Origin of the sequence: Frigoribacterium sp. ME-P-080 (genome assembly GCF_030209595.1) — a bacterium.
Classification (GTDB): Bacteria; Actinomycetota; Actinomycetes; order Actinomycetales; family Microbacteriaceae; genus Frigoribacterium.
Genome location: NZ_JARVRR010000002.1, coordinates 310,955 through 335,989 on the forward strand (window position 1 = coordinate 310,955; position 25,035 = coordinate 335,989).

Consider the following 25,035-nt stretch of genomic DNA (forward strand, 5'->3'; position numbering starts at 1 on the left):
GAGGATGCTCAGCCCCGCCCGTGTCCTCGTGATCGACGACGACGAGACCATCCGCACCGCCGTCGTCACCGCACTGGGCGCCGAGGGCTTCGCCGTGCACGGTCTGGCCGACGGCTCCGACCTGTCCGAACAGCTGAAGGCGTTCGTGCCCGACCTCGTCGTGCTCGACTGGATGCTGCCCGGGGCGAGCGGCATCCGGCTCGCGAGCACGATCCGCACCTCGTCCGACGCGGCGGTCGTCATGCTGACCGCCCGCGACGAGGTCGACGACCGGCTGCGCGGCTTCTCCGAGGGCGTCGACGACTACGTGGTCAAGCCCTTCGCCGTCGCCGAACTGATCGCGCGCGTCACGGCCGTCCTCCGCCGCCGCGGCCGCATCCCGTCGGTGATCGAGATCGGCGACCTCGTCGTCGACCCCGAGGCGGCCCGCATCACGCGGGGCGGCGAACCACTCGACCTCACCGCGACCGAGTTCCGCCTGCTCGGCTTCCTCGCCGAGAGCCGCGGACGCACCGTCTCGAAGACCCAGATCCTCACCCAGGTCTGGGGCTACGACGACTACGACCCCAACCTCGTCGAGGTGCACCTCAGCGCCCTGCGCCGCAAGATGGAGACCCGGGGCCCCCGCCTCATCCATACCGTCCGCGGCCTCGGCTACCGGATGAGCGCGTGAAGCGCGCCCGCCGTCCCGCCGCGCTCACGACGGGACACCACCCCCGAGGAGGCGCGGTGTCGGCCCCCGAGGCCGCCGCCCCCGGGCTGCGCACCGGTTCGTTGCGCGTCCGCACGGTCGTCGCCGTGCTGCTGCTGCTGGCCGTCCTGCTGGCGGCGCTCGCCGTGACGGTCGAGCTCACGCTCGGCCAGCGACTCCGCGCCCAGGTCGTCGACCGGCTTTCGGACCGCGCCGCGGCCGCCGCCGCCCTTGTCGGCACGGTCGACGGCGACGAGCTCGCCGACCGGCTCTCGGCCCAGGGGCTCTCGGTCGTCATCCGCGACGTCGACGGCGACGCCATCGTCGCCGGCCCGAGCCCCGACCAGCTGCGCGAGGGCCCGCCCTCGCTCGGCGACGGCCCCGGACGCGGCGGCCCGGCCTCGGGGCTCGACGTCGGACCAGGAGGCGCGGGCGCCGGCAGCCCGGACGGCACCGGCACCGGCACCGGTACCGATGAGACCGGCACCGACTCCCCGAGCGGCACCGACGCCGGGGACGCGACCGGCACCTCCTCGTCCGACGCGGTCACGGTCACCTCGTCCGAGGTGCGGAGCGACGACGAGGTGACCACGCTCGTCTCGCAGCTCAGCGACGGGTCGACGATCACCCTGACCACGGACTCGCGGTCGGTGGGCGAGACCCTGGTGCAGCTGCGCTGGGTGATGATCGGCGCCTCCGCGGCGTTCCTGCTGATCGCGGCGATCGGCCTCGCCCTCGTGGTGCGGGTCACCCTGCGGCCGCTCGACCGGATGACCGGCGTCGCCCGGTCGATCGCACACGGCGACCGGGGACGACGCCTGCGGCCGGCCCGACGCGACACCGAGATCGGCCGGGTCGCCGTCGCCTTCGACGAGATGCTCGACGGCGTCGAGGGGGCCGAGCGGGCCGCGCTCGACGCCGAGACGCGGGTGCGGGCGTTCGTGTCGGACGCCGCCCACGAGCTGCGCACCCCCGTCGCCGGGATGCGCGCCGCGGCCGACACCCTCGTGCGGTCGCCCGGCACGGCCGACGAACGCGAGCGGCTGGCGACGCACGTGGTGCGCGAGGCCGAGCGCGCCTCCCGGTTGATCGACGACATGCTGCTGATGGCCCGCGTCGACCAGGGCATCTCGCTGGACGTCGCACCCGTCGACCTCGGGGCGTCGCTGCTCGCCGACGTCGAGCGTCAGCGGCTGCGACGGCCGTCGCTCGACCTGCGCGTCCTGCTGCCCGACGGCCCGGTCGTGGTGGCGGCCGACGCGGGTCGGGTCTCGCAGATCGTCGGCAACCTGGTCGACAACGCCGCCCGGGCGACGGGGGGCACGGGGCGGGTGACGCTCTGGCTCGACGCATCGCGTACCGACGAGGTCGCGGTGCTCGTGTCCGACGACGGCCCGGGCGTGCCCGAGCGCGACCGCGAGCGGGTGTTCGACCGGCTGGTGCGGCTGGACGAGGCCAGACGGTCCGGCGACGGAGGCGCGGGCCTGGGGCTGCCCATCGCCCGCGGTCTCGCGCGCGCCCACGGCGGCGACCTGGTCTGTGAGCCTCCCGGGGTCGGCCGGCCCGGCGCGGTGTTCCGGCTGACGCTGCCCGTCGCCGTGCGTGCGGTGCGGGCCGGATCGGAGGCGGCTGCGGCTGGTGCCCCGACGGCCGCGGCCGCGCCCGCGCTGCGTCGCACCGTCCACTGACCGTCGCACCGCCCACATCGGCGGTGTGACGTTCAGCCGGCGGTGCCTAGGGGGGCCGGTGGCCCGGCCCGGTGGCCCGGTGGCCCGGTGGCCCGGTGGCCCGGTGGCCCGGCCCGGTGGCCCGGCCCGGTGGCCCGGTGGCCCGGCCCGGGGCCGAGGTCGCACCACGCCCGGGTCGTGGAACCACGCCCCGGGTGGTTCGACGACGCGACGGTGGCGCGACGTTCCGCTGGCGGTGCGACGATGGCCCGTCCCGGGGCCGAGGTCGCACCACGCCCGGGTCGTGGAACCACGCCCCCGGGTGGTTCGACGACGCGACGGTGGCGCGACGTTCCGCTGGCGGTGCGAGGGTGGCCCGGTGGCCCGGTGGCCCGGTGGCCCGGTGGCCCGGTGGCCCGGCCCGGGGCCGAGGTCGCACCACGCCCGTGTCGTGGAACCACGCCCCCGGGTAGTTCGACGACGCGACGGTGGTGCGACGTCGACCCGAAGCTCCAACGGGCCGGGGCCGGGGCCGGGGGCCGGGACCCGAGCCCGGGCTAGAGCGCGACGAGCCGCTCGTAGGCGTCGTCGACCCAGGGGTCGACCGTTCGACGGGAGGCGTCGGCGTCGTGCCACGCGACGATCTGGCGGGCTCCCTCGGCGAAGGGGACCCGCGCCTCCCACCCGGGCACCAATGCGCGGATCTTCGACGTGTCGAACACGGCGGGGTGGCTGCGGTCGCCGCAGAGGTCGGCCGTCCACTCGGGCACCTCGTCGGTCAGGACCTGCGTCGTGCGGTGGACGACATGCAGCGACGCCCCAGCGGCGTCGGCGAGGTCGCGCGCGATCATGTTCCAGGTGAGCAGCTCGGGCGACATGATGTGGAACGCCTCGCCCAGGGCGCCGGGGTGCCCGAGCAATCCGACGAACGCGCGGGCGAAGTCGCTCGAGTGGGTCAGCGCCCAGAGCGAGGTGCCGTCGCCGTGCAGCACGACCGCGTCCCCGCGGCGCATGCGCTCGATCGGGGTCCAGCCGCCGAGCAGCGGCACGTGCGTCTCGTCGTAGGTGTGCGAGGGCCGGACCACGGTCGCCTGCACCCGCCCCGCGAGGTGCTCGTCGCGCAGCAGGCGCTCGCAGGCGATCTTGTCGCGCGAGTACGACCACCACGGGTTGAAGAGCGGCGTCGCCTCGGTGATCGGCAGCGTCACCGGGGGCTTCTGGTAAGCCGACGCCGAACCGATGAAGACGTACTGGTCGGTGAGCGGGGCCACCACGCGCAGCATCGAGGAGAGCTGGTCGGGCGTGAAGGTGAGGAAGTCGGCCACCGAGTCGAAGCGACGCCCGTCCAGGGCGGCGACCAGCGCCTCCTCGTCCCGGACGTCGGCGACGAGCTGCTCGACGCCCGCGGGCACGGGCCGGATCGTGGTGCTTCCGCGGTTCAGCACGGTCACGGCCAGACCGTCGCGCAGGGCCTGCCGCACCACCGAGGCGCTGATCTGCCCGGTGCCGCCGATCACGAGGAGGGACGTCGATGTCATCGCTCCACTGTGCACCCCCGCGACCGGGGGCGGTCGCCGAGGTGGTCAGGAGTCGGGCAGGAGGCGCGGGTCGGGACCCTGGGGAGGAGGCGCGGGTCGGGACCCCGGGACGGGCCCCGTCGGCGTCGCGGCGGCCGCGGCCTCAGGCCTGGTCGAGGGCGTGACGGGCGGCGCGGACCAGGTCGTGGTCGGTCTCGAACCACGAGTCGGTCGACGCCTCGGTGCCGAGCGACACGGTCGTCCCCGACCGGGACGAGGAGGCGCGCACGGCCCGCGCCCGCTTCGCCGAGAGGTGGACGGCGTCGACCCCCGCGGCCACGAGCGCCGGGACGTCGCCGAGCTGAACGCCGCCCCCGGCCATCACCTGCACGTCGCCCGCGACCTCGACCAGGCGCGGCAGCACCCCCGACGCCAGACCCGCCCCGACCGTGGAGGAGCCGCCCGACGTCAGCACGCGCGTGACGCCCAGCCCCGCCAGGGCCGTCACCGCCGCGACGGGGTCCGCCGCACGGTCCACGGCCCGGTGGACGGTGATCTCCAGTGGGCGCGGCTCCAGCGTGCGCGGCTCGAGCGTGCGCGGCTCGAGCGGGCGCGACTCCAGCGTGCGCGGCTCGAGTGGTGAGGCCCCGGGAACCCGCGCAGACCCCACGCCGCGCGGAGGGGTCTCGGCGAGGTCCTGGGGTCCGGCGACCCGGTGCCGAGGTGCGGCGGCGTCGAGCGCGGCTTCGACGAACCAGCGGAGGGCGTCGACGTCCAGCGAGCCGTCCTCGCGCAGCGCGCCCACGACGACGCCGGCCACGCCCGAGCGCACCAGCGCCCGGATCTCGCGCACCATCACGTCGAGCTCGTCCGCGTCGTACGCGAACCCGCCGGGCCGGCACCGCACCAGCGCGTGCACGGGCACGCCCGTCGCGACGGCCGCCTCGACGAGGCCCTGCGACGGGGTGACGCCCCCGAGCTCGAGGGCGCTGCAGAGTTCCACCCGGTCAGCTCCGCCGTCGCGGGCCGTGACGGCCCCGGCGGCGCTCGTCACCGCGATCTCGAGGGCGGGCCGCCGGCGGGCGGACGGGTCGGCGGATGAGGAGGCGCGGGTCGCGTCGTTCGTCATGTCACGACCCTAGGCGAGCGGCTCGACGGGCCCATGCCGGGCCGGGCATGGGGCGGGGTGCATGATGGCGGGATGTCCGACGCACCCGCATCCGCACCCGCCGAGGCCCCGGCCACCGCCGCCTACCGGGCGGCCCGCGACCACCTGCTGGGGCTCGGGCACGACCTCGACCGGGCGAGCGACGAGTTCCGCTGGCCGGACGTCGGCGACCGCTTCAACTGGGCGACCGACTGGTTCGACGTGGTCGCCGACGGCAACGACCGCACGGCGCTCTGGATCGTCGAGGAGGACGGCTCCGAGCAGCGGGTGTCGTTCGACGCCATGCGTCGGCGCAGCGACCAGGTCGCCGCGTGGCTGCACGACCTCGGCGTCGCCAAGGGCGACCACGTCATGCTCATGCTCGGCAACCAGGTCGAGCTGTGGGAGGCCATGCTCGCGGTGATGAAGGTGGGCGCGGTCATCCTGCCGACGTCGACCGTGCTCGGCAGCGCCGACCTCGCCGACCGCATCGACCGCGGGCTCGTCCGGCACGTGATCGCCAACGCGGCCGACGCCCCGGCGTTCGCGGGGGTCGACGGGGTCGAGGCCGTCACGCGGATCGCGGTCGTCCCCGAGGGCGACCAGGCCCCCGCGGGCTGGACGTCCTTCGGGGACTCGCACCGCGCCTCCTGGACTCGTCCCGACGTCACGACGGCGACGGAGGACGCCTGCCTCGTCTACTTCACGTCGGGCACGACGAGCAAGCCGAAGATGGTCGTGCACTCGCACGCCTCGTACCCCGTCGGGCACCTGACCACGACGTACTGGCTGGGCGTGCAGCCGGGGGACGTGCACATGACGATCTCGTCGCCGGGCTGGGGCAAGCACGCCTGGAGCTGCTTCTTCGCGCCGTGGACCGCCGAGGCCACCGTGTTCGTCTACAACTACGGGCGCTTCCGCCCGGCCGAGCTCCGCGACCAGCTCGAGCGCGCCCGGGTGACCTCGTTCTGTGCGCCGCCGACCGTGTGGCGGATGCTGATCCAGTCGTCCCTGGGTCCGCGGCCGAGTGCACTGCGTGAGGCGCTCTCGGCCGGCGAACCGCTCAACCCCGAGGTGATCGGGCGCGTGCAGCAGGGCTGGGGCCTGGACATCCGCGACGGGTACGGGCAGACCGAGACGACCGCCATCGTCGCGAACGCGCCCGGCGGCACGATCAAGGCCGGCTCGATGGGGCGCGCCCTGCCCGGCGTCGAGGTCGTGCTGGTCGACCCCGTCACGGGTGTCGTCGGTGACGAGGGCGAGGTCTGCCTCGACCTCACCACGCGGCCCGTCAACCTGATGACCGGCTACCTCGGCGACGCCGCCCGCACCGAGTCGTCGATGCGCGACGGGCTGTTCCACACCGGCGACGTGGCGGTGCGCGACGCCGACGGCATGATCACCTTCGTCGGCCGCACCGACGACGTCTTCAAGTCGTCGGACTACAAGGTCTCGCCGTTCGAGGTCGAGAGCATGCTGATCGAGCACCCGGCCGTCGCCGAGTCCGCGGTCGTGCCGGCTCCCGACGAGACCCGGCTGAACATCGTCAAGGCGTACGTGACCCTGGCCGAGGGGTGGGCGCCCGACGCCGAGACCGCTCGGGCCGTCCTGGCTCACGCCCGGGTGTCGTTGCCCGCCTACGAGCGGGTCCGGCGGGTCGAGTTCGCCGAGCTGCCGAAGACGATCTCGGGCAAGATCCGACGCGTCGAGCTGCGTGACCGCGAGGAGGCGCTGGCCCGGTCGGGCGAGCGGGCCGCGGCCGAGTGGCGCGACGCGGACTTCCCCGACCTGAAGGGATAGGGCCGCTCGGCGAGCCCGACGCCCCACGGCTCCGACTCACGGCACCGCGTTTCGTGCACGACACCGCAACTCGTCGCGGTGCCGTGCACGAAACGCGGTGCGGTGTCGGGCGGAGCGAGGCGAGGCGGGGTGGGGCGGGGCCGGCTGCCGGGGATCAGCCGGTGCGCAGTTCGCGGCCGGCGGCCCAGACCCGGGCGACCGTCCAGTCGTCGTGCCACGCGACGGCGTCGGCGGCGTGCCCGGGGGCCAGGCGCCCGAGCGACGGTCGGGCCCCGGCGGCCTGCGCCGTGCCCGGCGCCGTGCCCAGCCCAGCGCCCTGCGCCGGGTCCTGCGCCGTGCGCTCGACGCCGGCCTGCGCTCCGGACATGTCCGCTCGCCTGCCCCCGGCGTCGAGGCCGAGCACGCGGGCCGGCACGAGCGTCAGCGCCGCGACGGCGTCGACGGCCGAGAGCCCGGTCTGCAGGACGGCGATGCGCAGGGCGGCGTCCTGCGTCAGGGTCGAACCCGCGATGGTCGACGTGCCCGTGAGCGTGGCGACGCCGTGCTCGACCGTCACCGCGAGTTCGCCGATGCGGTAGTCGCCGTCGGCGGCTCCGGCCGCGGCCATCGCGTCGGTGATGAGGGCGACCCGCCGGGGCGCCGAGCGCAGCACGAGGTCCGCCACGGCCGGGTGCACGTGCACGCCGTCGAGGATCAGCTCGATCATCACGCGTTCGTCGCCGACCGCCGCGACGAGCGGCCCCGGGTCGCGGTGGTGGATGCCGGCCATGGCGTTGAACGCGTGGGTCACGAGGCTCGCGCCGCGATCGAACGCCGCGCGGGCGAGGTCGAAGTCGGCCTCGGTGTGCCCGACGGCGGCGACCACGCCCGAGCTGACGAGCCGGTCGATCGCGTCGAGCCCGCCGGGCAGCTCGGGGGCGAGGGTGACCTGACGGACGACGCCGTCGCCGGCCTCGAGGAGGCTCTCGACCGTGGCGGCGTCCGGTTCGAGCAGGAAGTGCGGGGCGTGGGCTCCCCGCCGGTCGGGCGCCAGGAACGGTCCTTCGAGGTGTGCCCCGAGCACGAGCGGATCACGACGCATCAGGTCACCGACCAGCCCGAGCGACCGGGACAGCACCGGCACCGGGTTCGCGACGAGGCTGACCAACGAGCGCGTCGTGCCGTGCCGGCGGTGCAGCGCGAGTCCCGCGTCGAGGTCGTCCGGCCCGCCGTCGAAGGCGTGCCCGCCGCCTCCGTGCGTGTGCAGGTCGATCAGCCCCGGGGTGAGCGTGGCGCCCGCGAGGTCGACCGTGACGTCCGCGGGGGGCGGCACCGCGCCTCCTGCGGTCGGGTCGTCGGGTGCACCCGACGCCGCCGAGGAGGCGCGGGTCGCATCGACCCCGTGCCTCGCCCCGGCCGCCACGCGCGACCCCGGCACCGTGGCGCCGGTGGCGATGATCACGTCGCCGTCGACGAGCATCCAGAAGCCCTCGACCACGCCGTCGGCGTCGACCTTGCGGGCGTCGGAGAACAGGGTGGTCGTCACCGGCGGGCCCCCCGGCCGTTCTCGCGACGGAAGGCCAGGACGCCCGTGACGCCGGCCAGGACGGCGAACGCCACGGCGACGACCGGGTAGCCGAGCATGGCCCAGGCGGCGACCACGGCACCCATGATCGCGATCTCGACCAGGGCCTTGCCGACGGCGTCGGTCGGGATCGGGGCGCGTGGCGAACGGAACAGGCCCCACACGACGATCGCGAAGAGCGGCGCGCCGATCATGAACGCCAGCGACGGGAACGGGAACGGCCAGGCGAGGTAGCCCCAGAAGCCGAGGCTCAGGAAGGCGAGGATCAGCGTGACGAACCGCACCACGTCGAGGGGGCCGACCGGGCCGCCGCGGGCCGGGACGGGGGAGGGAGCGGGGTCGGTCGGGGTCACGCGTCCAGCGTACGGCCGGTGTGCCCGGGCGGGGCTAGCGGAAGACGATGGTGCGGGCGCCGTCGAGCAGCACGCGGTCCTCGGCGAACCAGCGGACGGCCTGGGTCAGGGTGCGGCTCTCTTCGTCCTGGCCGATCGCCATCAGCTCGGGGGCGCTGCGGGTGTGGTCGACGCGGACCACGTTCTGCTCGATGATCGGCCCCTCGTCGAGGTCGCTCGTGACGAAGTGCGCCGTCGCGCCGATCAGCTTCACGCCGCGGGCGTGCGCCTGGCGGTAGGGGTTCGCGCCCTTGAACCCGGGCAGGAACGAGTGGTGGATGTTGATCGCCCGCCCCTCGAGCGCGGCGCAGAGTTCGGGGCTGAGGATCTGCATGTAGCGGGCGAGCACGACCAGCTCGACGTCGTAGCGGTCGACGACCTGCAGCACGCGCGCCTCGAACGCCGCCTTCGACTCGGGGTCGGTGACCGGGTGGTGCTCGAACCGCTTGCCGTAGAACTCGGCCAACCCCGACAGGTCGTCGTGGTTCGCCAGGATCAACGGCACCTCGATCGGCAGCTGTCCCGCCCGCTGCCGGAACAGCAGGTCGTTCACGCAGTGCGCCGCCTTGCTCGCGAGCACGAGGGTGCGGGTCGGGCGACCGACGACGTCGAGCTTCGCCCGGGCGTCGTAGTGCGCGAGCACGGGCGCCAGCGCCGCCTCGAACGCGTCGCGCTCGCCGGGGGCCTCGACCTGCAGGCGCATGAAGAACGTGCCGGTGTCGTGGCTCGAGAACTGCGCCGACTCGGTGATGTTGCCGCCCGCCTGCACCACGGCGCCGCTGATCGCGTGGACGATGCCGGGTCGGTCCTGGCAGACGAGCGTCAGCGTCCAGTGCGTCGTCGGGGCGGCCGGGGCAGCGGCCGGAGCGGCGTCGGCCGTCGCGGCGTCGGGGGCGGAGGAGGCGCGGGTGGCGTCGGTCACGTCGGTCACCCGCCCAGGGTAGTGCGGCCGAACCCGGTCACGCGGCGGCGATGAGCAGGGTGACGAGCGCCACGAGCGGGAGGAACCCCTGCGTGACCGCGGCGCGGGTCTTCGTGCGGTCCGAGAGCAGCAGGACGAGCGCGGCGGCGAGCATCGACCCCGTGCCCGCGACGAGCAGGGCGGTGCCCGAGGGGGATGCCTCGAAGGCGCTGCCCGCGCCTCCTGCCCCTCCGGCGGCGATCAGCACGACGCCCACGATCGTGACGATCGCGAGGAACAGGTTGTAGAAGCCCTGGTTGTAGGCGAGCGGCTTCGTGTGCTCGGCCTGCGCGTCGTCGGTGATGCCGAAGGTCGCGCGGACGCGGGGGGTGGTCCAGAGGAAGGACTCCATCACGAAGATGTAGAGGTGCAGCAGGGCGGCGAGCGAGGCCGCGACGAGCGAGACGATGAGCATGCCCCGACCCTAGGGCCGGGCGGTCCACGCGAGGGTGGCGGCTGCGGCGGGTCAGTAGCATCGTGGGGGCGCAGCGGGCGCACACGGGCATCGACACCGGCGAGGACGAGGAGGCGGGGCGTGGCAGAGCGGGTCACCATCGTCGAGGTCGCGGCCCGGGCCGGCGTCGCGATCAGTTCGGTCAGCAGCGCCCTCAACGGTCGCCCCGGCGTCTCGGAGCAGACCCGCGCGCGCATCCGGCAGGCCGCCGACGACCTCGGCTTCGTGCCGAGCGTCCGGGGCCGCAGCCTGAGCGCCAAGCGGGCCTTCACCGTCGGGCTCGTCGTGCACCGCGACCCGTTCGTGCTCGAGTCCGACCCGTTCTTCGGCAGCTTCATCGGCGGGCTCGAGTCGGTGCTCGACCCGCGCGGGTACGCGCTCATCCTGCAGATGGGGTCGGCGGCGGACGAACCGCTCGACCGCTATCGCCGGCTCGCGGCCGGACGTCGGGTCGACGGCGTCGTCCTGAACGAGCTGACGGTGGACGACCCGCGCGTCGAGCTGGTCCGCGAGCTCGACCTGCCCGCCGTCGGGGTCAACCCGGCCGGGGACTTCCCCCTGCCCGCCGTGCGCCAGGACGACTCGGCCGGCATCGGCGAGCTCGTCGAGCACCTCGTGTCGCTCGGTCATCGGCGGTTCGCCCACGTCGCCGGGCCCGGGCGCTTCGTCCACTCGCGGCGTCGCGGGGCCGCCTGGCGGGACGCCGTCGTCGGAGCCGGGCACGAGCCCGGGGCGGTCGTCGAGGCCGACTTCACCTACGACGGGGGCGCCCGGGCCGCCGCTCGCCTCTTCGGCCCGGACGCACCGGTCCACGACCGGCCCACCGCCGTCTTCTGCGCCAACGACCTGGCCGCCATCGGGTTCATGACCGAGCTCGACCGGCTCGGGGTCCGCGTGCCCGACGACGTCAGCGTGGCCGGGTTCGACGGCATCGAGCTCGGGTCGTACGTGCGCCCCGGGCTGACCACGCTGACGACGGCTCCGCGGCTGATCGGGGCCGAGGCGGCGCGCCTCCTGCTCTCGGCCGTCGAGGGCGAGGCCGTCACCGACGCCGAGATCGAGCCCGCCCGGCTGCTTGTCCGCGCGTCGACGGGCCGCGCCGCCCGCTGACCCCGCTGACCCCGCGGCGCCCCGCGCCGCCTCAGAGATCGCTCGGCGCCCGGGCGTCGAGGACGCACCACGCTCGCGTCGTCGAACCACGTCCCGGGGTGGTTCGACGACGCGAGCGTGGTGCGCCCTGCGGCGGGAGCCCGGTGGATGCCCGTCGGGCGTCCGGTCAGGAGGCGCGGGTCGGGAGATCGCGCCGGGAGGGGTTCCGGCGCAGCGGCGGACGTGCTAACTTCTCGATCTACCGAAACGTTTCGGTAGACGAGTGAGACCGCACACGACGAAGTGGGTGCCCCGATGACGACCGCCAGCGACACGACGAGCACCGAGGCGAGCGCCGACGCCACGCGCGCCGACACCGGGCCCGACACGACGCGCGCCGACACCGGGGCCTACACGACGCGCGTCGACACCGGGCCCGACGCCGACGCGGCGCGCGCCGCCTCGAAGCCGTATCTCGTCCCGCTGACCCGGGAGCGCCTCCGGACGGTCCTCGACGAGGCCCTCGTCCACCGCAACGAGCTCACCGGCGCCCTCTCGCAGCTGACCTTCTCGAGCCCCGCCGCCTACGAGCCGGCCCGCCCCGACTGGGCGGTCGGCCCCTTCACCGCCGACCCGGCGTTCACCTTCACGCTGGACGGCCAGTGGCCCGACCCCGACGGGCTCGGCTGGACGAGCGAGTCGCTCTACAACCCCAGCCTCATCGAGCACGACGGCACGCTGCACCTGTTCTACCGGGCCTCGCCCCGCAAGGAGAGCCTCGGCAGCCGCATCGGCCACGCCACCCTCGCCCTCACCCCCGACGGCGAACCAGCACCCGGCGCCGCCTGGGTCGACGACCCGGCCAACCCGGTCGTCCGTCCCACCCTCGACGACGAACTGCTCGGCACCGAGGACCCCAAGGTCTACCGCGCCGAGGGGCGCTTCTGGCTGTTCTACAACGGCGTCTTCCCGATCACCGAGGAGGCGCGGGTCGCGCACCCGAGCCCCGGTTACCCCGTCCAGGCGGTCGGCATCGACCTGCTGGTCGCCGTCAGCGACGACCTCGTCTCCTGGCAGAAGCTCGGCCCGATCGCCGACCACGAGCAGACGCGGCTCTGGGCCAAGGGCGCCGTGATCCCGCGCGACGAGCACGGGAACGCGGTCCGCCTCGGCGGCAACGGCAGCGGCAGCGGCAGCCACGACGACGGGGACTACCTCATGTTCGTCAGCGAGGGCTTCGACGGCGTGCTGCACGTCGGCCGCTCGGACGACCTGCGCCACTGGACCTTCGAGCCCGTGCCGTACCTCGACCTGTCGGGCGTCGGCGGCCACCTGCACGAGGTCGCCGCCGCGATCGTCACGGGCGACGGCCGACTCGTGCTGGACGTCTTCCACGACGTCGACGGGGTCTTCGCGGCGAGCCAGGCGCTCTACGACGTCGGGCGTCCGGTCGACCAGCTCGCCCTCACGTCCGGCGGGTCGCTCAGCTGGGGCGGCCTGCAGCAGATCGGCGGCCGCTGGACCTTCGCCCAGGGCTGGGACGCCCCCGCCGGCCACCGCGACCTGTACTTCTACCGCACCGACCCGCACGCCCCCGTGCCTCAGACCACCCCCTAGCCACACCCGCAGCACCACCCACCCAAGGAGAACACCGTGCAACGACGCACACGCTTCACCCGCCGCGCGACCCTCGGCGCGACCGTCCTGGTCGCCGCCCTCGGCCTGACCGCCTGCTCCGGCGGCGGCGGCGCCTCGAGCGACGCCCTCACCGCCAAGGGCCCCATCACCATCTGGTACTCGAACAACGAGCAGGAGGTGACCTGGGGCAAGGCCATGGTCGAGGCCTGGAACGCCGACCACCCCGACGAGCAGGTCAAGGGGCAGGAGATCCCCGCCGGCAAGTCGAGCGAAGAGGTCATCGGCGCCGCCATCACGGCCGGCAACGCCCCCTGCCTCGTCTACAACACGGCCCCCAGCGCGGTCGGGCAGTTCCAGAAGCAGGGCGGCCTGGTCGACCTGTCGAGCTTCGACGACGGCGCGAGCTACATCGAGGAGCGCAGTGGCGACCTCGCGAAGCAGTACCAGGACGCCGACGGCAAGTACTACCAGCTGCCCTGGAAGTCGAACCCGGTGATGATCTTCTACAACAAGGACCTCTTCACGAAGGCCGGCCTCGACGCCGAGAACCCCGACCTCTCCACCTACGACGACTTCCTCGCGACGTCGAAGACCCTGGTCGACGCCGGCGTCTCGAAGTACGCCATCCACCCGGCGCCGACGAGCGAGTTCTTCCAGTCGCAGTTCGACTTCATGCCGCTCTACGCGGCCGAGACCGGCGGCACCGGCCTCGTCGAGGACGGCAAGGCGACCTTCGCCGACACCGCCGGCGAGGACGTGGCGACCTTCTGGCGCTCGCTCTACGAGCAGGGGCTGGCCGGCCAGGAGCAGTACACGGGCGACTCGTTCGCCGACGGCGAGGCCGCGATGTCGATCGTCGGGCCGTGGGCCGTGTCGGTCTACGAGGACGTCAACTGGGGTGCCGTGCCCGTCCCGACCAAGGACGGCACGAGCGCCGACGAGACCTACACGTTCAGCGACGCGAAGAACGTCGGCATGTACACGGCCTGCGAGAACCAGGGCACGGCGTGGGACTTCCTGAAGTTCTCCACCAGCAGCGACCAGGACCGCGCCCTGCTCGAGACCACGGGCCAGATGCCGATCCGCACCGACCTGGCCTCGACCTACTCCGACTACTTCGACGCGAACCCCTCGTACGCGCTCTTCGGCGACCAGGCGGCCCGCACGGTCGAGGTGCCGGCCGGCCCGAACACCGTCGCCGAGTTGCAGGCCTTCCGCGACGCGTGGTCGAGCAGCGTGATCTTCGGCAAGGGTGACGTCGACTCGTCGCTGAAGGACGCCGCGGACAAGATCGACGAGCTCGCGGCGCAGGGCTGATCGTGTCCACCGTGCACGAGGCGGCGGCAGCGTCGCCGACCGCCGGACGAGCCGAGGAGGCGCACCGCGCCTCCTCGGGGGGTCCCGGCTCCGGGCACCGGGCGGGCCGTCGCCGCGACGGCGACCCGCGCGGGCGTCGGCGGGGCGGCCCCCTCGGCAAGCACCCGCTCGGCCTGCTGTTCAGCGCGCCCTACCTGGTGTTCGTGCTGGCGGTGTTCGCGTACCCGTTGGTCTACGCGGTCTACATCGCGTTCCACGACTACTTCTTCACGGCGCCCGGTGCCGTCGTCGCGCGGCCCTTCGTCGGCCTCGACAACTTCGTCACCGCGTTCACCGACCCGGCGGTCATCCGCTCGTTCGGCAACGTCGGCGTCTTCCTGGTGATCAACGTGCCGCTGACGGTCGTGCTGAGCATGGTGCTCGCCACGGCGCTCGACAAGGTCGCGCACTTCCGGGGGTTCCTGCGGGTGGCGTTCTACGTGCCGTACCTGACGGCGAGCGTCGCCGTCGTCGCGGTCTGGTTGTTCCTCTTCAACGGCGACGGTCTCGTGAACAACGTGCTCGGGCCGCTGGCCCCGACCCCGTCGTGGCTGATCAACTCGGCCTGGGCCATGCCCTCGATCGCGTTGTTCGTCACCTGGAAGCAGCTCGGCTTCTACATCCTGCTGTACCTCGCGGCTCTGCAGAACGTGCCGAAAGAGCTCTACGAGGCGGCCTCGAGCGACGGTGCCGGCCCGATCCGGTCGTTCTTCACCGTCACCGTCCCGGGCGTGCGTCCGGCCACCGTGCTCGTGCTGCTCGTCTCGACCGTCACCGGGGCGAACCTCTTCACCGAGCCGTACCTGCTGACCGGGGGAGGCGGGCCGAACGGCGCGTCGACCTCGCCCGTGCTGCTGATGTACCAGAAGGGCATCGAGCAGGGGAACCCCGACCAGGCCGCCGCGATCGGCGTCGTGCTCGTGATCCTCGTGCTGGTCATCGCCCTGCTGCAGAACCGGTTCGCCGGCGGAAAGGAGGACTGAGATGACCGTCTCCGACGAGACCACCGCCCGCCCCCTGCGGGTCGGCAAGAAGCCGCCGCTGACCCGGGCCCAGACCACGCTGCGCGGCGTCGTGCTGGCGATCGGCGCCCTGGCGTTCCTCTTCCCGTTCTACTACATGGTGATCGGGTCGCTGCAGACCAAGCCCGACCCGACCGTGGCCGGGGCGTTCCCGCACCCGTCGAACCTGACGGTCGAGAACTACGCCGCGATCGACAGCCGCATCGGGCTGCTCAGCGGCCTGCTCAACTCGGGCATCTTCACGGTGGGCGTGCTCGCCTGCACCCTCGTGTTCGGGGTGCTGGTCGGCTACGCGCTGGCCGTGCTGCAGTGGCGCGGTCGCGGGGTCACCTTCGCGCTGGCGCTGCTCGTGCAGGTGGTGCCCTTCCAGCTGCTGATCATCCCGCTGTACGTGCTCATCGCGCGCAACTACGGGCTGAGCGACAACTACCTGGGCATGATCCTGCCGTTCGCCATCAACTCGACGGCGGTGATCATCTTCCGGCAGTACTTCCTGCAGCTGCCGAAGGAGCTCTTCGAGGCCGCGCGCATCGACGGCACCGGCGAGTTCCGGCTGCTGTGGAACATCGCCTTGCCGCTCGTGCGCCCGGCGCTGGTCACGGCCCTGCTGCTGACCTTCATCGGTCCGTGGAACGAGTTCCTCTGGCCGTTCCTCATCACCAAGGAGGCGTCGATGCAGCCGCTCGCCGTGTCGCTGGCGAACTACATCAGCAACGTGGCGGCGACCGCGGCGAACCCGTTCGGCGCGACCCTCGCGGGCGCCGTCGTGCTGGCCGCTCCGGTCGTGCTGCTGTTCATCGTGTTCCAGCGCTACTTCATCTCGACCGACGTCGGCTCGAGCGTGAAGGGCTGACCGACCGCCTCCCGACCCGAGGAGGCGCGCTGCGCGACCGGCGCGCCCCGCGCCTCCTCGGCACCCCACCCCCAGACCGGGTCGTCGTGCCGACGGCCCCGACCGCAGGAGGCGCGGTGCGATCCCCCCTCGCATCGCGCCTCCGTCGCCTCCCGCCTCTCGCTTCTCGCCTCTCGAAAGGGCCTCCCATGGCTGACTTCCCGTACCGACTGACCCGCCTGGGCGTCGTGATGACCCCCGACCCCGACTCGCCCGACGAGGCCGAGGGGGTGCTCAACCCCGGTTCGGGACGCGGGCCCGACGGCGAGCTCTACCTGCTGCCGCGGCTCGTCGCCACGGGCAACGTGTCGCGCGTCGGGCTGGCCCGGGTCGTCGTCGAGGACGGCGTGCCCGTGGGCGTGACCCGCGAGGGCGTCGTGCTCGCGCCCGACCGCGGGTGGGAACGCGGCGCGACCCACGCCGGCGTCGAGGACCCGCGCGTCACGTGGATCGAGGAGCTCGGGCTGCACGTGATGACCTACGTCGCCTACGGGCCGCTCGGGCCGCGCACCGCCGTCGCCGTGAGCGACGACCTGCGCGACTGGCGCCGGCTCGGGCCCGCGACCTTCGAGTACGTCGACGAGCTCGACACCGACCTCGGGCTGTTCCACAACAAGGACACCGTGTTCTTCCCGTCGCCGGTCACCGCGCCGGACGGCGTGCGCAGCTTCGCCGTGCTGCACCGACCGATGTGGCACATCGGTGCGACGGTGCCGGGCGAGGGCAGTCCGCTGCCGGCCGGCGTCACCGACGGGCGGCACTCGATCTGGATCAGCTACGTGCCGGTCGACGCGGTCGCCGCCGACCCGCGGGCGTTGGCGCGGTGGGGGCAGCACCGGTTCGTCGCCGGCCCCGAGTTCCCGTTCGAGGAGCTGAAGATCGGCGGCGGCCCGCCCCCGCTGCGCGTCGACGAGGGCTGGCTGCTGCTGCACCACGGCGTCACCGGCGTGATCGACGACGCCTTCGCCCAGCAGCAGAACGTGAACTACGCGGCGGGCGGGATGATCCTCGACGCCGACGACCCGTCGCGCGTGGTCACCCGGTCGGAGGTGCCGCTGCTCGAGGCCGAGACCGCCGACGAGCGCGACGGCATCGTGCCGAACGTCGTGTTCCCGACCGCGATCGAACACGTCGACGGCGTCCCCTACGTGTTCTACGGCATGGCCGACTCGAAGATCGGCGTCGCCCGCCTCGACCGCGCCTGAGCTCGCGCACGGCCAGACGACACCCACGGCCCGGCGACACCCTCGGACCGACGGCACCCACGGATCACCGACAAGAAGGAGGCGGTCGACGATGATCGCACGCAACTCACGATGGACGGGCGCGGCACTGGCCGCGGCCCTGGCGACCGTGCTGGGGGTGACGGGGGCGCTGCCGGCTGCCGCCGCGCCTCCTGGTCCGGCGGCCGCGCCGCCCGGCTCGGCCGCGCCGACCGCCCCGGCGGCCGCACCGGCCGTGGCACCGTTGACGAACCTCGCGCACCTGGACTTCCTGCTCGACCGGACGACGCCCGTGCCCGAGGCCGGGCACTCGACCTACCGGCAGAGCGCGGAGCCGACGCTCACCCTGCCGTGGACCTACGCCGACGCCCGCGACGGCGGCACCTTCGCCCGGGTGGGCGGCGGTCCGCTCGACCCCGCGACCGGGTACTGGGGGCAGGGCGCGTACAACAGCGACGACGTCTCACGGACGGCCGTCGTGTACCTGCGCGACTGGAAGCAGACCGGCTCGGAGTCGAGCCGGCAGAAGGCCTACGAGCTGCTGCGGGCGACCGCGTACTTCCAGACGACCACCGGTGACGCCGCCGGCAACGTCGTCCTCTGGATGCAGCCCGACGGCACCTTCAACCGCAGCCCGGTGCCGGTCGAACTGCCCGACCCGTCCGACAGCGGCAACAGCTACTGGCTGGCCCGCAGCATCTGGGCGTTCGGCGAGGGGTACGCCGCATTCGCGGACGACGACCCGGAGTTCGCCGCGTTCCTGCAGCAGCGGCTGCAGCTCGGCGTGACGGCGCTGAACCGCGAGACGCTCGCCCGCTACGGTCGGTACGACGTGGCCGACGGGGCGAAGGTGCCCGCCTGGCTGATCGGCTCCGGAGCCGACGCCTCGGCCGAGGCCGTCCTCGGGCTGAGCGCCTACTCGGCCGTCGTGCCGGGTGACGCGGCCTCGCGCACCGCGCTGACGCAGCTCGCCGAGGGCGTCGCCGCGATGTCGTCCGGCGACGGGCAGACCTGGCCGTACGGAGCCGTGCTGCCCTGGGCGAAGTCCCGCTCGATGTGGCACGCCTGGTCGTCGCAGATGCCCGTCGCCCTGGCCCGGGCGTCGACCGTGCTCGCCCGACCCGACCTGCTGAAGCCGGCCGTGCTCGACCAGACCTCGTTCACGACGACCCTGCTCACGGCGAGCGGGCCCGACAACGCCTGGTACCCGACGCCCGTCGACCAGACGCAGATCGCCTACGGAGCCGACTCGCGGCTGCAGTCGGCGCTCGCCGTGGCCGGTGCCGGCGCGGGGGCCCCGGGTCTGAAGCGCGTCGCGGCCGTGGCCGCGAGCTGGTACTTCGGCACGAACCGCTCGGGCACCCCCGTCTACGACCCGGCCACCGGGGTGACCTTCGACGGCGTGCAGGCCGACGGCACGGTGAACCGCAACAGCGGTGCCGAGAGCACGATCCACGGCCTGCTGTCGATGATCGCCCTCGACGGCGCCCCCGACGTCTCGGCCGAGGCTCGAGGGCTGACGAGCGTCACGTCGCGTGACGGCCTCACGGTGGTCGAGGCCGAGACGGCGTCGCCCACGACGGGCACGGTCGTCACCCCCGACTCGGCGTGGACGGGTGAGTCGCAGTACGGCGGTGGGTCGGCGCTGCGGCTCGAGCCCGGGCAGAGCGCGACGATCACGGTGCCCGCGGGCTCCGGGTTGCGGCACGTCGAGCCGGTCCTGCTCGCCGCCGAGGGAGTGCGGTCGACGTCGGTCTGGAAGGCGGGACGCGTGCCCCTGGGGACGCTGACGACGCAGGCCGGGGCGCAGGGCATGACCGCCGCCTCCGGGGCTCTGCTGCCCCAGACGCTGCCGGTGCCGATCGGTGCCGGAGCGACGGCGATCACCGTGACCGCCGGCCGCGACGCGACCGTGGTCGACGGCCTGATCGTGCGGCCGCTCGTCCAGCGGCTCGTGCTCGCCGGGACGGCGGCCGACGGTCGCCCGACGACGACCGAGCTGCTGTCGTCGACCTCGCGGCTGCCGTTGCCGACCCCGGTCGGCGTGCGGGGCAGTCGGACGTCGGCGTCGTCGTACGACGCGCAGGGCCGCCTCGTGCAGCAGCGCGACGTGCAGGGCCGCAGCGTCGTGCTGGTCAAGCCTGGCGGCTTCGCCGTCCTCACCCGCTAGCCCGGCGCCAAGGCCCAGGAACCCGCTCGGACCCCATCGACCCACGTGAGGGTCTGGGCGGGTTCCTGGGGTCTCGTGCGCCAGGACCCGAGGAGGCGCGGGTACGGTCGACCGCATGAGCGACGACACGCAGGCCCCCGGTCCCGACGACGCCGGCCGCGACACCAGCCCGGGGCACGAGGTCGACCACGACCCGACCGGCATGACCGACGACGAGAAGCGGCACGACCAGCTGACCCGCGCCCCGAAGTCGGACGAGTCGGACGCCGCCCCGCGCATCACGACCGAGGACCGCGGCGGCGGGGTCACCCGCATCGACGTCGCCGACACCGCCAAGGTCCGCCCGGGCGGGGCCGGCTGACGCCGACGCACCAGGGGCTCGCCGAGACCCTCCTGCGCGCACGGGCGCCTCGGCGGAACCCGGGGGTCTCGCGCCTCAGCTGATCAGGTGGATGCTGCCGTCACGGTCGCGCAGCGGAGCCCGCGAGGCGCCCGACCGCACGGCGAGCACCTCGGCCAGGATCGACACGGCCGTCTCCTCGGGCGTGCTCGCCCCGAGGTCGAGCCCGATGGGGGAGTGCAGTCGTGCGAGCGCCTCCGGCCCGACTCCGCGATCGGCCAGGGCGGAGACGCGTCGGTCGTGCGTGACCCGTGACCCCATGGCCCCGACGTACGCCGCCGGGGACGCCAGGGCCGCCTCGACCAGGTCGGCGTCGAACCGCTCGTCGTGCGACAGCACCGCGATCACGGTGCGCTCGTCGACCCCGGTGCGCGCCAGGTAGTTCGGCGGCCACTCGACGACGACCTCGTCGGCCGACGGGAAACGCTCGCGGGTCATGAAGACCGGGCGCGGGTCGCACACCGTCACGCGGTAGCCCAGTACCGCCCCGGCGTTGCAGAGGGCGACGGCGAACTCGACCGCCCCGAAGACGAGGAGGCGCGGCGGCGGCACCGAGCGCTCGCTGAAGACCCGCAGACCCTCGCAGTCGTCGACGGTCGGCACGACCTCGCCGGTGCGGACCGGGCCGAGCACGACATGCGCCGACGCCTCACGCCCGGCGGCGGCATCGCGGAGGGCGGCGATCGTCTCGGCGTCGTCAGGGGTGACGAGCCGGGCGAACACCTCGATGCGCCCGCCGCAGCTGAGGCCGACCTCGAACGCCGTCTCGTCGCTGAACCCGAACGTCTCGAGCTGCGGCGTGCCGTCGTCGAGCACCTGCGTGCAGATCTCGTAGACCGCGCCCTCGACGCAGCCGCCCGAGATGCTGCCGATCACGGTGCCGTCGACGGTGACGGCCATCGACGTGCCGACGGTCCGGGGTGCGCTGCCCACGACCGATACGGCCGTCGCGACGGCGAGGCGCTCGCCGGCGTCGAGTCGCGCCAGCAGGCGGTCGGCGATCTCGAACACGGGGCTCCTCGGGTGCGACGGGCGAGCGGGTGGTCTCTGGTGGTGCCAGGTCTCGATGGTGTCACGGCCTCGGCCCCGCGACCTACCGCGACCTACCGCGACGTCGGACGTCGCCGGCCGGCGCGAGGTGCTCTCCGGGGTTGGCTAGCCTGACCTCGTGCCCGGTGACGACTCCTCGACGTCCGTCGGCCTGCTGCTCGCGGCCGGCGCCGGGACGCGCATTGGCCGTCCCAAGGCGCTCGTGGTCGACGAGCGCGGGCCGTGGCTGACCCGCGCCGTGACGACGCTGCTCGACGGGGGCTGTGACCGCGTCGTCGTCGTGCTCGGGGCGGGCGCGACCGAGGCGCGGGCGCTGCTGGCCGCCGACCCGCGCCTCCTGACGGTCGAGACACCGGTGCCGGGCGGGGCGACGGACGCGCCGCACGCCGACCCGCGCCTCCCGCCGGTCGACGGTCGGGCGAGGGTGGCGGTCGTCGTCGCGGACGACTGGGCCGACGGCCTCGCGACGTCACTGCGCGTCGGGCTGGAGGCGCTCGCCGCCCTCGACCCCGAGGAGGCGCGGCTCGCCCTCATCACGCTGGTGGACTACCCGGGTCTGCCGCCGTCCGCGGTGACGCGGCTGCTGTCGCCCCCGGCCGCCGACGTGCCCCTGGGCCCGGCTGCGCTGCGGCAGTCCGTCTTCCACGGACGCCCGGGTCACCCCGTCGTGGTCGGTCGGTCCCACTGGTCGGCCCTCGCGGCGTCCCTCACCGGGGATCGCGGGGCGGGCCCCTACCTGAGGGCGCACGCCGCCGAGCCGGTCGACTGCTCCGACCTCTGGGACGGCGCCGACGTCGACGCGCCCGCCTGACCTTCGCCGTTCCCGAGGGTCAGTTGCATTTCCCGCTGCCGCTGAAGCACGGGGTGTAGTTCGCGGGCAGGGGTTCCTGACGGGGGGTGGGGGACTCCCACCGGTCCCCGGGGACGGGTGCGCCGACGGCACCGATCACGACCAGCCCGGCGACGACGACGGCCGCCACGACGACACCTCGATGCCCGGCGGTGATCGCGGCGAACAGCGTCACGACGAGGCACGCGAGGCAGGCGACGAGGGTCCGGAGCCAGCTGTCCGCGGCCTCCTGGCTGACGGTCACGGGGGTGCCGAAGAGGCTGAACTCGGCCGAGAACCACTGCCCGGCCAGCGAGAGCGTGAGCAGGACGCCAGCCGCGAGGGCGAGCGCCTCGACGATCACGGCGACGCGGTGCACGAGGTGACGGGGCGGGCGGGGCGGGCGGGGCGCTCGGGCCGCGGGGGCGTCGACGGGGGCGTCGACGGGTGCGTTCTCGGCCGGACGTGCTCCGTCGTGCGCCGAGGCATCGCGGCCGCCCCGACCCGACCGCGCGGCGAGGACGACGAACGACGCCAGGCCGACGGTCGCGACGAACGGCAGGCTGACGAAGACGACGGTGGGCAGTGTGTAGAGGGAGAACCCCGCCCGGAGGCCCGACGTGACGCCCGACCCGACGGTGAGCTCGACGCCGGCCCGTGCCACGGCCGCCGCGGCGACGTAGAGCCAGGCCCGGCGTGACGCCGGCGCCTCGGACCACCGCCACGCGACGAGGACGACGAGGACGGCCCACACCACGAACGGCACGAGCGCGGTCTGCGCGAGCGCGCCCGGCAACTCGAGCAGCGACGCGACCACCCGCCCGGCCGAGGCCGTCAGGCCGACGAGCGCCGCGCCGGCGACGAACAGGGCCGCGGTGGTGCCGACGACCCACGCCACCTCGCGGCGGTCGACCCGCCGTCGCAGGCTCGCCGCCGCCCCCGCGAGCCGGCCCTCGTGCTGAGTGTTCGTCATGGGTCGACGGTAGCGGCGGGTCGCGGGGCCGACGTCATCCCGGAGGCGGATGTCGGCCGGGCGGTACGGATCGCCCGAGCCCCTGTCCCGCCGCGCCCCGTCCCCCCGCTCCCGCCGCGCCCCGCCGCGCCTCGCCCCGCCATGAACCCGGTTTCGAACCGTGCACCCGGTAGCAACCGGGTGCACGGTTCGAAACCGGGTTCCTCGCGTGGTCGCGGTTGGCGGCGGGGGCACCGACGTCGGCAGGATCTCGATGGCGGGTGTCGGGCCGCGCGCCCTAGCGTCGGTCCCATGCCGATCACGCCCGACACGAAGAACTGGACCTGGGTGCTCGAACGCCCCTGCGACGACTGCGGCTTCGACCCCGCCGAGGTCGCGTTCCGCGACGTGCCGCGCCTCGTCCGCGAGAACGCCGCCGCCTGGCCCGCCGAGCTCGCCCGGCCCGACGCCCGCACCCGGCCCGACGACGCCACGTGGTCGCCGCTCGAGTACGGGGCGCACGTGCGCGACGTGTTCCGGGTCTTCGACACGCGCCTCCGGCTGATGCTCGCCGAGGACGCGCCGACCTTCGCGAACTGGGACCAGGACGCCACCGCGCTCGACGACGACTACGCGTCCCAGCAACCTGCGGTGGTGGCCGACGAACTCGTGGCCGCCGCGGCCGTCGTCGCCGACGCGTTCGAGGCGGTGCCCGACGACCGGCTCGGTCGCACCGGCCTCCGCAGCGACGGCTCGGCCTTCACGGTCGACTCGCTCGCGCGCTACTTCGTGCACGACCCCGTGCACCACCTCCACGACGTCCGCCGCTGACCCGTGCCCCGGCCGGCACCATCGCCCGGGCCACCGCTGTCGCACCGCCGATTGAACATCGCACCGCCCATGTCGACGGTGCGACGTTCATTCGGCGGTGCGACCCACCCGGGCCGACCCACCCGGGCCGACCCACTCGGGCCGACCCGCCCAGCCCGACCGCCACCGGGCCCGGCCCCGCGCAGCGCCACCCTCGACCCCGGCGGCCGACGCGGGCAGACTGACGACATGACCCGCGCCTCCGTCCTCTCGGTCAACGTCGACGACGTCCACCGCTTCAGCAAGCCGCCCGTGGAGCGGGTCACCCTGCTCGCCGGGCTCGGCGTCGAGGGTGACGCCCACCTCGGACGCACGGTGCAGCACCGCTCCCGCGTGGCGCGCGACCCGAGTCAGCCGAACCTGCGGCAGGTGCACCTGATGCACGCCGAGCTCTTCGCCGAGCTGGCCGACCACGGCTACGACGTCGGGCCCGGCGACCTCGGCGAGAACGTCACCACCCACGGGGTCGACCTGCTCGGCCTGCCCGTCGGCACCGTGCTCACCCTCGGTCAGGAGGCGCGGGTCGAGATCACCGGACTCCGCAATCCGTGCCTGCAGATCGACCGATTCGAGTCGGGCCTGCTGAAGGCGGTCGTCGGACGCGACGAGGCCGGCGAGCTCGTCCGCAAGGCGGGCGTCATGGGCGTCGTGCTCGCCGGGGGAGAGGTGCAGCCCGGCGACGCGATCGGAGTCGACCTGCCCGTCGAGCCCTGGTCGGCCTTGCAACCCGTCTGATCCCGATCGGTCGCCCCGATCGTCCTCAGCGTCCCTGACAGCCCGCTCGCCCCGCGCGTCGAGTCGGCGCCCGGCTCAGGACCGGTGACGGCGGATGCGGATCGGGCCCTTCGCCGTGGACGGGTCGACCACCGAGCCACCCTGCGTGATGTCGACCTCGCCCGCGGCGACCAGTCGTCGGGCCGCGCGACGGACGGGCTCCATCAATCCGCGCCAGGCGTCCTCGTCGTCGGGGTGCAGCGACCGCGCGACGTCCGAGGGGCAGATCGTCGACGTGGCCGCCCGGGCCGCCAGGAGGTCGCGGATGCGCTGCTCGAGCTCGCGGTCCTGCGCCGTCACCTTGCGCTTGCGGCACGCGTCGCTGCAGTACGCGACCTCGTCCCAGTTCGACGCCCACTTCTTGCGCCACTCGATGGTGCGCCCGCACGATCGGCAGGTCTTCGGGTCGGGGGTCGCGGCGCTCATGCTGACAGTCAACGCGGGAGGCGCGGTGTGCGTTCCCGGGGATGCATCCGTCCGTCCCTGCGCCGCGGACCGCATCCGCGCCTCCTGACCTCGCGGCACCGCCTTTCGTGCAGCACACCCCGACGAGTCGAGGTGCCCTGCACGAGACGCG

At 74.1% G+C, this 25,035-nt stretch carries 24 protein-coding genes and 1 pseudogene; 15 read left to right on the forward strand and 10 right to left on the reverse strand.

What is annotated here, in order from left to right:
• The first annotated feature begins 4 nt into the window (after positions 1-4).
• Positions 5-673, forward strand: a complete 669-nt coding sequence (locus tag QRN23_RS02950) for a response regulator transcription factor (RefSeq protein ID WP_173153288.1) — start codon at positions 5-7, stop codon at positions 671-673.
• Positions 670-2,379, forward strand: a complete 1,710-nt coding sequence (locus tag QRN23_RS02955) for a sensor histidine kinase (protein WP_285062451.1) — start codon at positions 670-672, stop codon at positions 2,377-2,379. Before QRN23_RS02950 ends, QRN23_RS02955 begins: the two co-directional genes overlap by 4 nt.
• Before the next feature lie 536 nt (positions 2,380-2,915).
• Here the strand turns inward: QRN23_RS02955 and QRN23_RS02960 are convergent.
• Entirely contained in the window at positions 2,916-3,896 is a 981-nt protein-coding gene (locus tag QRN23_RS02960) for an NAD-dependent epimerase/dehydratase family protein (protein WP_285062453.1), read from the reverse strand.
• A 142-nt stretch (positions 3,897-4,038) separates the two neighbouring features.
• Positions 4,039-4,413 (reverse strand): copper homeostasis protein CutC, encoded by a 375-nt coding sequence (locus QRN23_RS15450; protein WP_350224688.1) that lies wholly within the window; start codon positions 4,411-4,413, stop codon positions 4,039-4,041.
• A 6-nt stretch (positions 4,414-4,419) separates the two neighbouring features.
• Between QRN23_RS15450 and QRN23_RS15455 the strand changes: the two genes are divergently transcribed.
• Positions 4,420-4,518: a pentapeptide repeat-containing protein gene (locus QRN23_RS15455; protein ID WP_350224689.1), complete on the forward strand. Its 99-nt coding sequence runs from the start codon at positions 4,420-4,422 to the stop codon at positions 4,516-4,518.
• 90 nt (positions 4,519-4,608) lie between these two features.
• On the opposite strand, the pseudogene QRN23_RS15460 reads toward QRN23_RS15455, so the two are convergent.
• Positions 4,609-5,004 (reverse strand): annotated as a pseudogene (locus QRN23_RS15460) (copper homeostasis protein CutC); the annotation flags it as partial.
• Between the two features lie 72 nt (positions 5,005-5,076).
• Between QRN23_RS15460 and QRN23_RS02970 the strand changes: the two are divergent.
• Complete coding sequence (locus QRN23_RS02970) at positions 5,077-6,822, forward strand: AMP-binding protein (RefSeq protein ID WP_285062455.1); 1,746 nt, start codon at positions 5,077-5,079, stop codon at positions 6,820-6,822.
• A gap of 154 nt (positions 6,823-6,976) precedes the next feature.
• Here the strand turns inward: QRN23_RS02970 and QRN23_RS02975 are convergent, their stop codons facing one another.
• From QRN23_RS02975 to QRN23_RS02990, 4 genes are all read right to left on the reverse strand, one after another.
• The gene (locus QRN23_RS02975; protein ID WP_285062456.1) at positions 6,977-8,347 is read right to left on the reverse strand and encodes an N-acetylglucosamine-6-phosphate deacetylase; all 1,371 of its coding nucleotides are present in this window, start codon (positions 8,345-8,347) and stop codon (positions 6,977-6,979) included.
• Positions 8,344-8,739, reverse strand: a complete 396-nt coding sequence (locus QRN23_RS02980; RefSeq protein WP_056043326.1) for a YrdB family protein — start codon at positions 8,737-8,739, stop codon at positions 8,344-8,346. The genes QRN23_RS02975 and QRN23_RS02980 overlap by 4 nt, the downstream gene beginning before the upstream one ends.
• A 34-nt stretch (positions 8,740-8,773) precedes the next feature.
• Complete coding sequence (gene purU, locus QRN23_RS02985) at positions 8,774-9,604, reverse strand: formyltetrahydrofolate deformylase (protein WP_123571467.1); 831 nt, start codon at positions 9,602-9,604, stop codon at positions 8,774-8,776.
• Positions 9,605-9,737: 133 nt separating this feature from the next.
• Positions 9,738-10,154, reverse strand: coding sequence for a DUF1304 domain-containing protein (locus QRN23_RS02990; RefSeq protein ID WP_285062459.1), 417 nt, complete (start codon positions 10,152-10,154; stop codon positions 9,738-9,740).
• Between the two features lie 120 nt (positions 10,155-10,274).
• On the opposite strand from QRN23_RS02990, the gene QRN23_RS02995 reads away from it, so the two are divergent.
• The 8 genes from QRN23_RS02995 to QRN23_RS03030 all read left to right on the forward strand — a co-directional run bounded on the left by QRN23_RS02995 (position 10,275) and on the right by QRN23_RS03030 (position 19,944).
• Positions 10,275-11,303, forward strand: coding sequence for a LacI family DNA-binding transcriptional regulator (locus QRN23_RS02995; protein ID WP_200413591.1), 1,029 nt, complete (start codon positions 10,275-10,277; stop codon positions 11,301-11,303).
• 294 nt (positions 11,304-11,597) lie between these two features.
• Positions 11,598-12,899 (forward strand): glycoside hydrolase family protein, encoded by a 1,302-nt coding sequence (locus QRN23_RS03000; RefSeq protein ID WP_285062462.1) that lies wholly within the window; start codon positions 11,598-11,600, stop codon positions 12,897-12,899.
• A 36-nt stretch (positions 12,900-12,935) separates the two neighbouring features.
• Positions 12,936-14,237 carry an ABC transporter substrate-binding protein gene (locus QRN23_RS03005; protein WP_369794350.1) on the forward strand — a complete coding sequence of 434 codons (1,302 nt, stop codon included), beginning with the start codon at positions 12,936-12,938 and terminating at the stop codon, positions 14,235-14,237.
• A gap of 11 nt (positions 14,238-14,248) precedes the next feature.
• Entirely contained in the window at positions 14,249-15,259 is a 1,011-nt protein-coding gene (locus QRN23_RS03010; RefSeq protein WP_056044485.1) for a carbohydrate ABC transporter permease, read from the forward strand.
• Between the two features lie 136 nt (positions 15,260-15,395).
• The gene (locus QRN23_RS03015) at positions 15,396-16,151 is read left to right on the forward strand and encodes a carbohydrate ABC transporter permease (RefSeq protein ID WP_218141852.1); all 756 of its coding nucleotides are present in this window, start codon (positions 15,396-15,398) and stop codon (positions 16,149-16,151) included.
• Between the two features lie 188 nt (positions 16,152-16,339).
• Positions 16,340-17,395: a glycoside hydrolase family 130 protein gene (locus tag QRN23_RS03020; RefSeq protein ID WP_123571228.1), complete on the forward strand. Its 1,056-nt coding sequence runs from the start codon at positions 16,340-16,342 to the stop codon at positions 17,393-17,395.
• 91 nt (positions 17,396-17,486) lie between these two features.
• Positions 17,487-19,583 (forward strand): hypothetical protein, encoded by a 2,097-nt coding sequence (locus tag QRN23_RS03025; protein ID WP_285062464.1) that lies wholly within the window; start codon positions 17,487-17,489, stop codon positions 19,581-19,583.
• 115 nt (positions 19,584-19,698) lie between these two features.
• Positions 19,699-19,944 (forward strand): hypothetical protein, encoded by a 246-nt coding sequence (locus tag QRN23_RS03030; RefSeq protein ID WP_285062466.1) that lies wholly within the window; start codon positions 19,699-19,701, stop codon positions 19,942-19,944.
• A 75-nt stretch (positions 19,945-20,019) separates the two neighbouring features.
• Here QRN23_RS03030 and QRN23_RS03035 read toward each other — a convergent pair whose 3' ends face one another.
• On the reverse strand, positions 20,020-20,994 hold the full coding sequence (locus QRN23_RS03035) for an XdhC family protein (protein WP_285062468.1): 975 nt from the start codon (positions 20,992-20,994) through the stop codon (positions 20,020-20,022).
• 157 nt (positions 20,995-21,151) lie between these two features.
• Here QRN23_RS03035 and QRN23_RS03040 point away from each other — a divergent pair, with 157 nt between their 5' ends.
• Positions 21,152-21,844 carry a nucleotidyltransferase family protein gene (locus QRN23_RS03040; RefSeq protein WP_285062469.1) on the forward strand — a complete coding sequence of 231 codons (693 nt, stop codon included), beginning with the start codon at positions 21,152-21,154 and terminating at the stop codon, positions 21,842-21,844.
• Between the two features lie 19 nt (positions 21,845-21,863).
• On the opposite strand, the gene QRN23_RS03045 is transcribed toward QRN23_RS03040, so the two are convergent.
• The gene (locus tag QRN23_RS03045; protein WP_285062471.1) at positions 21,864-22,835 is read right to left on the reverse strand and encodes a hypothetical protein; all 972 of its coding nucleotides are present in this window, start codon (positions 22,833-22,835) and stop codon (positions 21,864-21,866) included.
• Positions 22,836-23,126: 291 nt separating this feature from the next.
• Here QRN23_RS03045 and QRN23_RS03050 point away from each other — a divergent pair, with 291 nt between their 5' ends.
• Entirely contained in the window at positions 23,127-23,645 is a 519-nt protein-coding gene (locus QRN23_RS03050) for a DinB family protein (protein WP_277959615.1), read from the forward strand.
• A 228-nt stretch (positions 23,646-23,873) separates the two neighbouring features.
• Positions 23,874-24,419, forward strand: coding sequence for an MOSC domain-containing protein (locus QRN23_RS03055; protein WP_285062472.1), 546 nt, complete (start codon positions 23,874-23,876; stop codon positions 24,417-24,419).
• 75 nt (positions 24,420-24,494) lie between these two features.
• On the opposite strand, the gene QRN23_RS03060 is transcribed toward QRN23_RS03055, so the two are convergent.
• Entirely contained in the window at positions 24,495-24,884 is a 390-nt protein-coding gene (locus tag QRN23_RS03060; protein WP_054147090.1) for a DUF2256 and DUF3253 domain-containing protein, read from the reverse strand.
• Positions 24,885-25,035 lie beyond the last annotated feature (151 nt).

Excerpts from the sequence above, each read along its gene's own strand:
- QRN23_RS02970 (WP_285062455.1), top strand. The coding sequence starts at position 5,077 with ATGTCCGACGCACCCGCATCCGCACCCGCCGAGGCCCCGGCCACCGCC.
- QRN23_RS03055 (WP_285062472.1), top strand. The coding sequence starts at position 23,874 with ATGACCCGCGCCTCCGTCCTCTCGGTCAACGTCGACGACGTCCACCGC.
- QRN23_RS03030 (WP_285062466.1), top strand. The coding sequence starts at position 19,699 with ATGAGCGACGACACGCAGGCCCCCGGTCCCGACGACGCCGGCCGCGAC.
- QRN23_RS03045 (WP_285062471.1), bottom strand. The coding sequence starts at position 22,835 with ATGACGAACACTCAGCACGAGGGCCGGCTCGCGGGGGCGGCGGCGAGC.
- QRN23_RS02960 (WP_285062453.1), bottom strand. The coding sequence starts at position 3,896 with ATGACATCGACGTCCCTCCTCGTGATCGGCGGCACCGGGCAGATCAGC.
- QRN23_RS03020 (WP_123571228.1), top strand. The coding sequence starts at position 16,340 with ATGGCTGACTTCCCGTACCGACTGACCCGCCTGGGCGTCGTGATGACC.
- QRN23_RS03015 (WP_218141852.1), top strand. The coding sequence starts at position 15,396 with ATGGTGATCGGGTCGCTGCAGACCAAGCCCGACCCGACCGTGGCCGGG.
- QRN23_RS03060 (WP_054147090.1), bottom strand. The coding sequence starts at position 24,884 with ATGAGCGCCGCGACCCCCGACCCGAAGACCTGCCGATCGTGCGGGCGC.
- QRN23_RS03000 (WP_285062462.1), top strand. The coding sequence starts at position 11,598 with ATGACGACCGCCAGCGACACGACGAGCACCGAGGCGAGCGCCGACGCC.
- QRN23_RS02990 (WP_285062459.1), bottom strand. The coding sequence starts at position 10,154 with ATGCTCATCGTCTCGCTCGTCGCGGCCTCGCTCGCCGCCCTGCTGCAC.
- QRN23_RS02950 (WP_173153288.1), top strand. The coding sequence starts at position 5 with ATGCTCAGCCCCGCCCGTGTCCTCGTGATCGACGACGACGAGACCATC.
- QRN23_RS03050 (WP_277959615.1), top strand. The coding sequence starts at position 23,127 with ATGCCGATCACGCCCGACACGAAGAACTGGACCTGGGTGCTCGAACGC.
- QRN23_RS03025 (WP_285062464.1), top strand. The coding sequence starts at position 17,487 with ATGATCGCACGCAACTCACGATGGACGGGCGCGGCACTGGCCGCGGCC.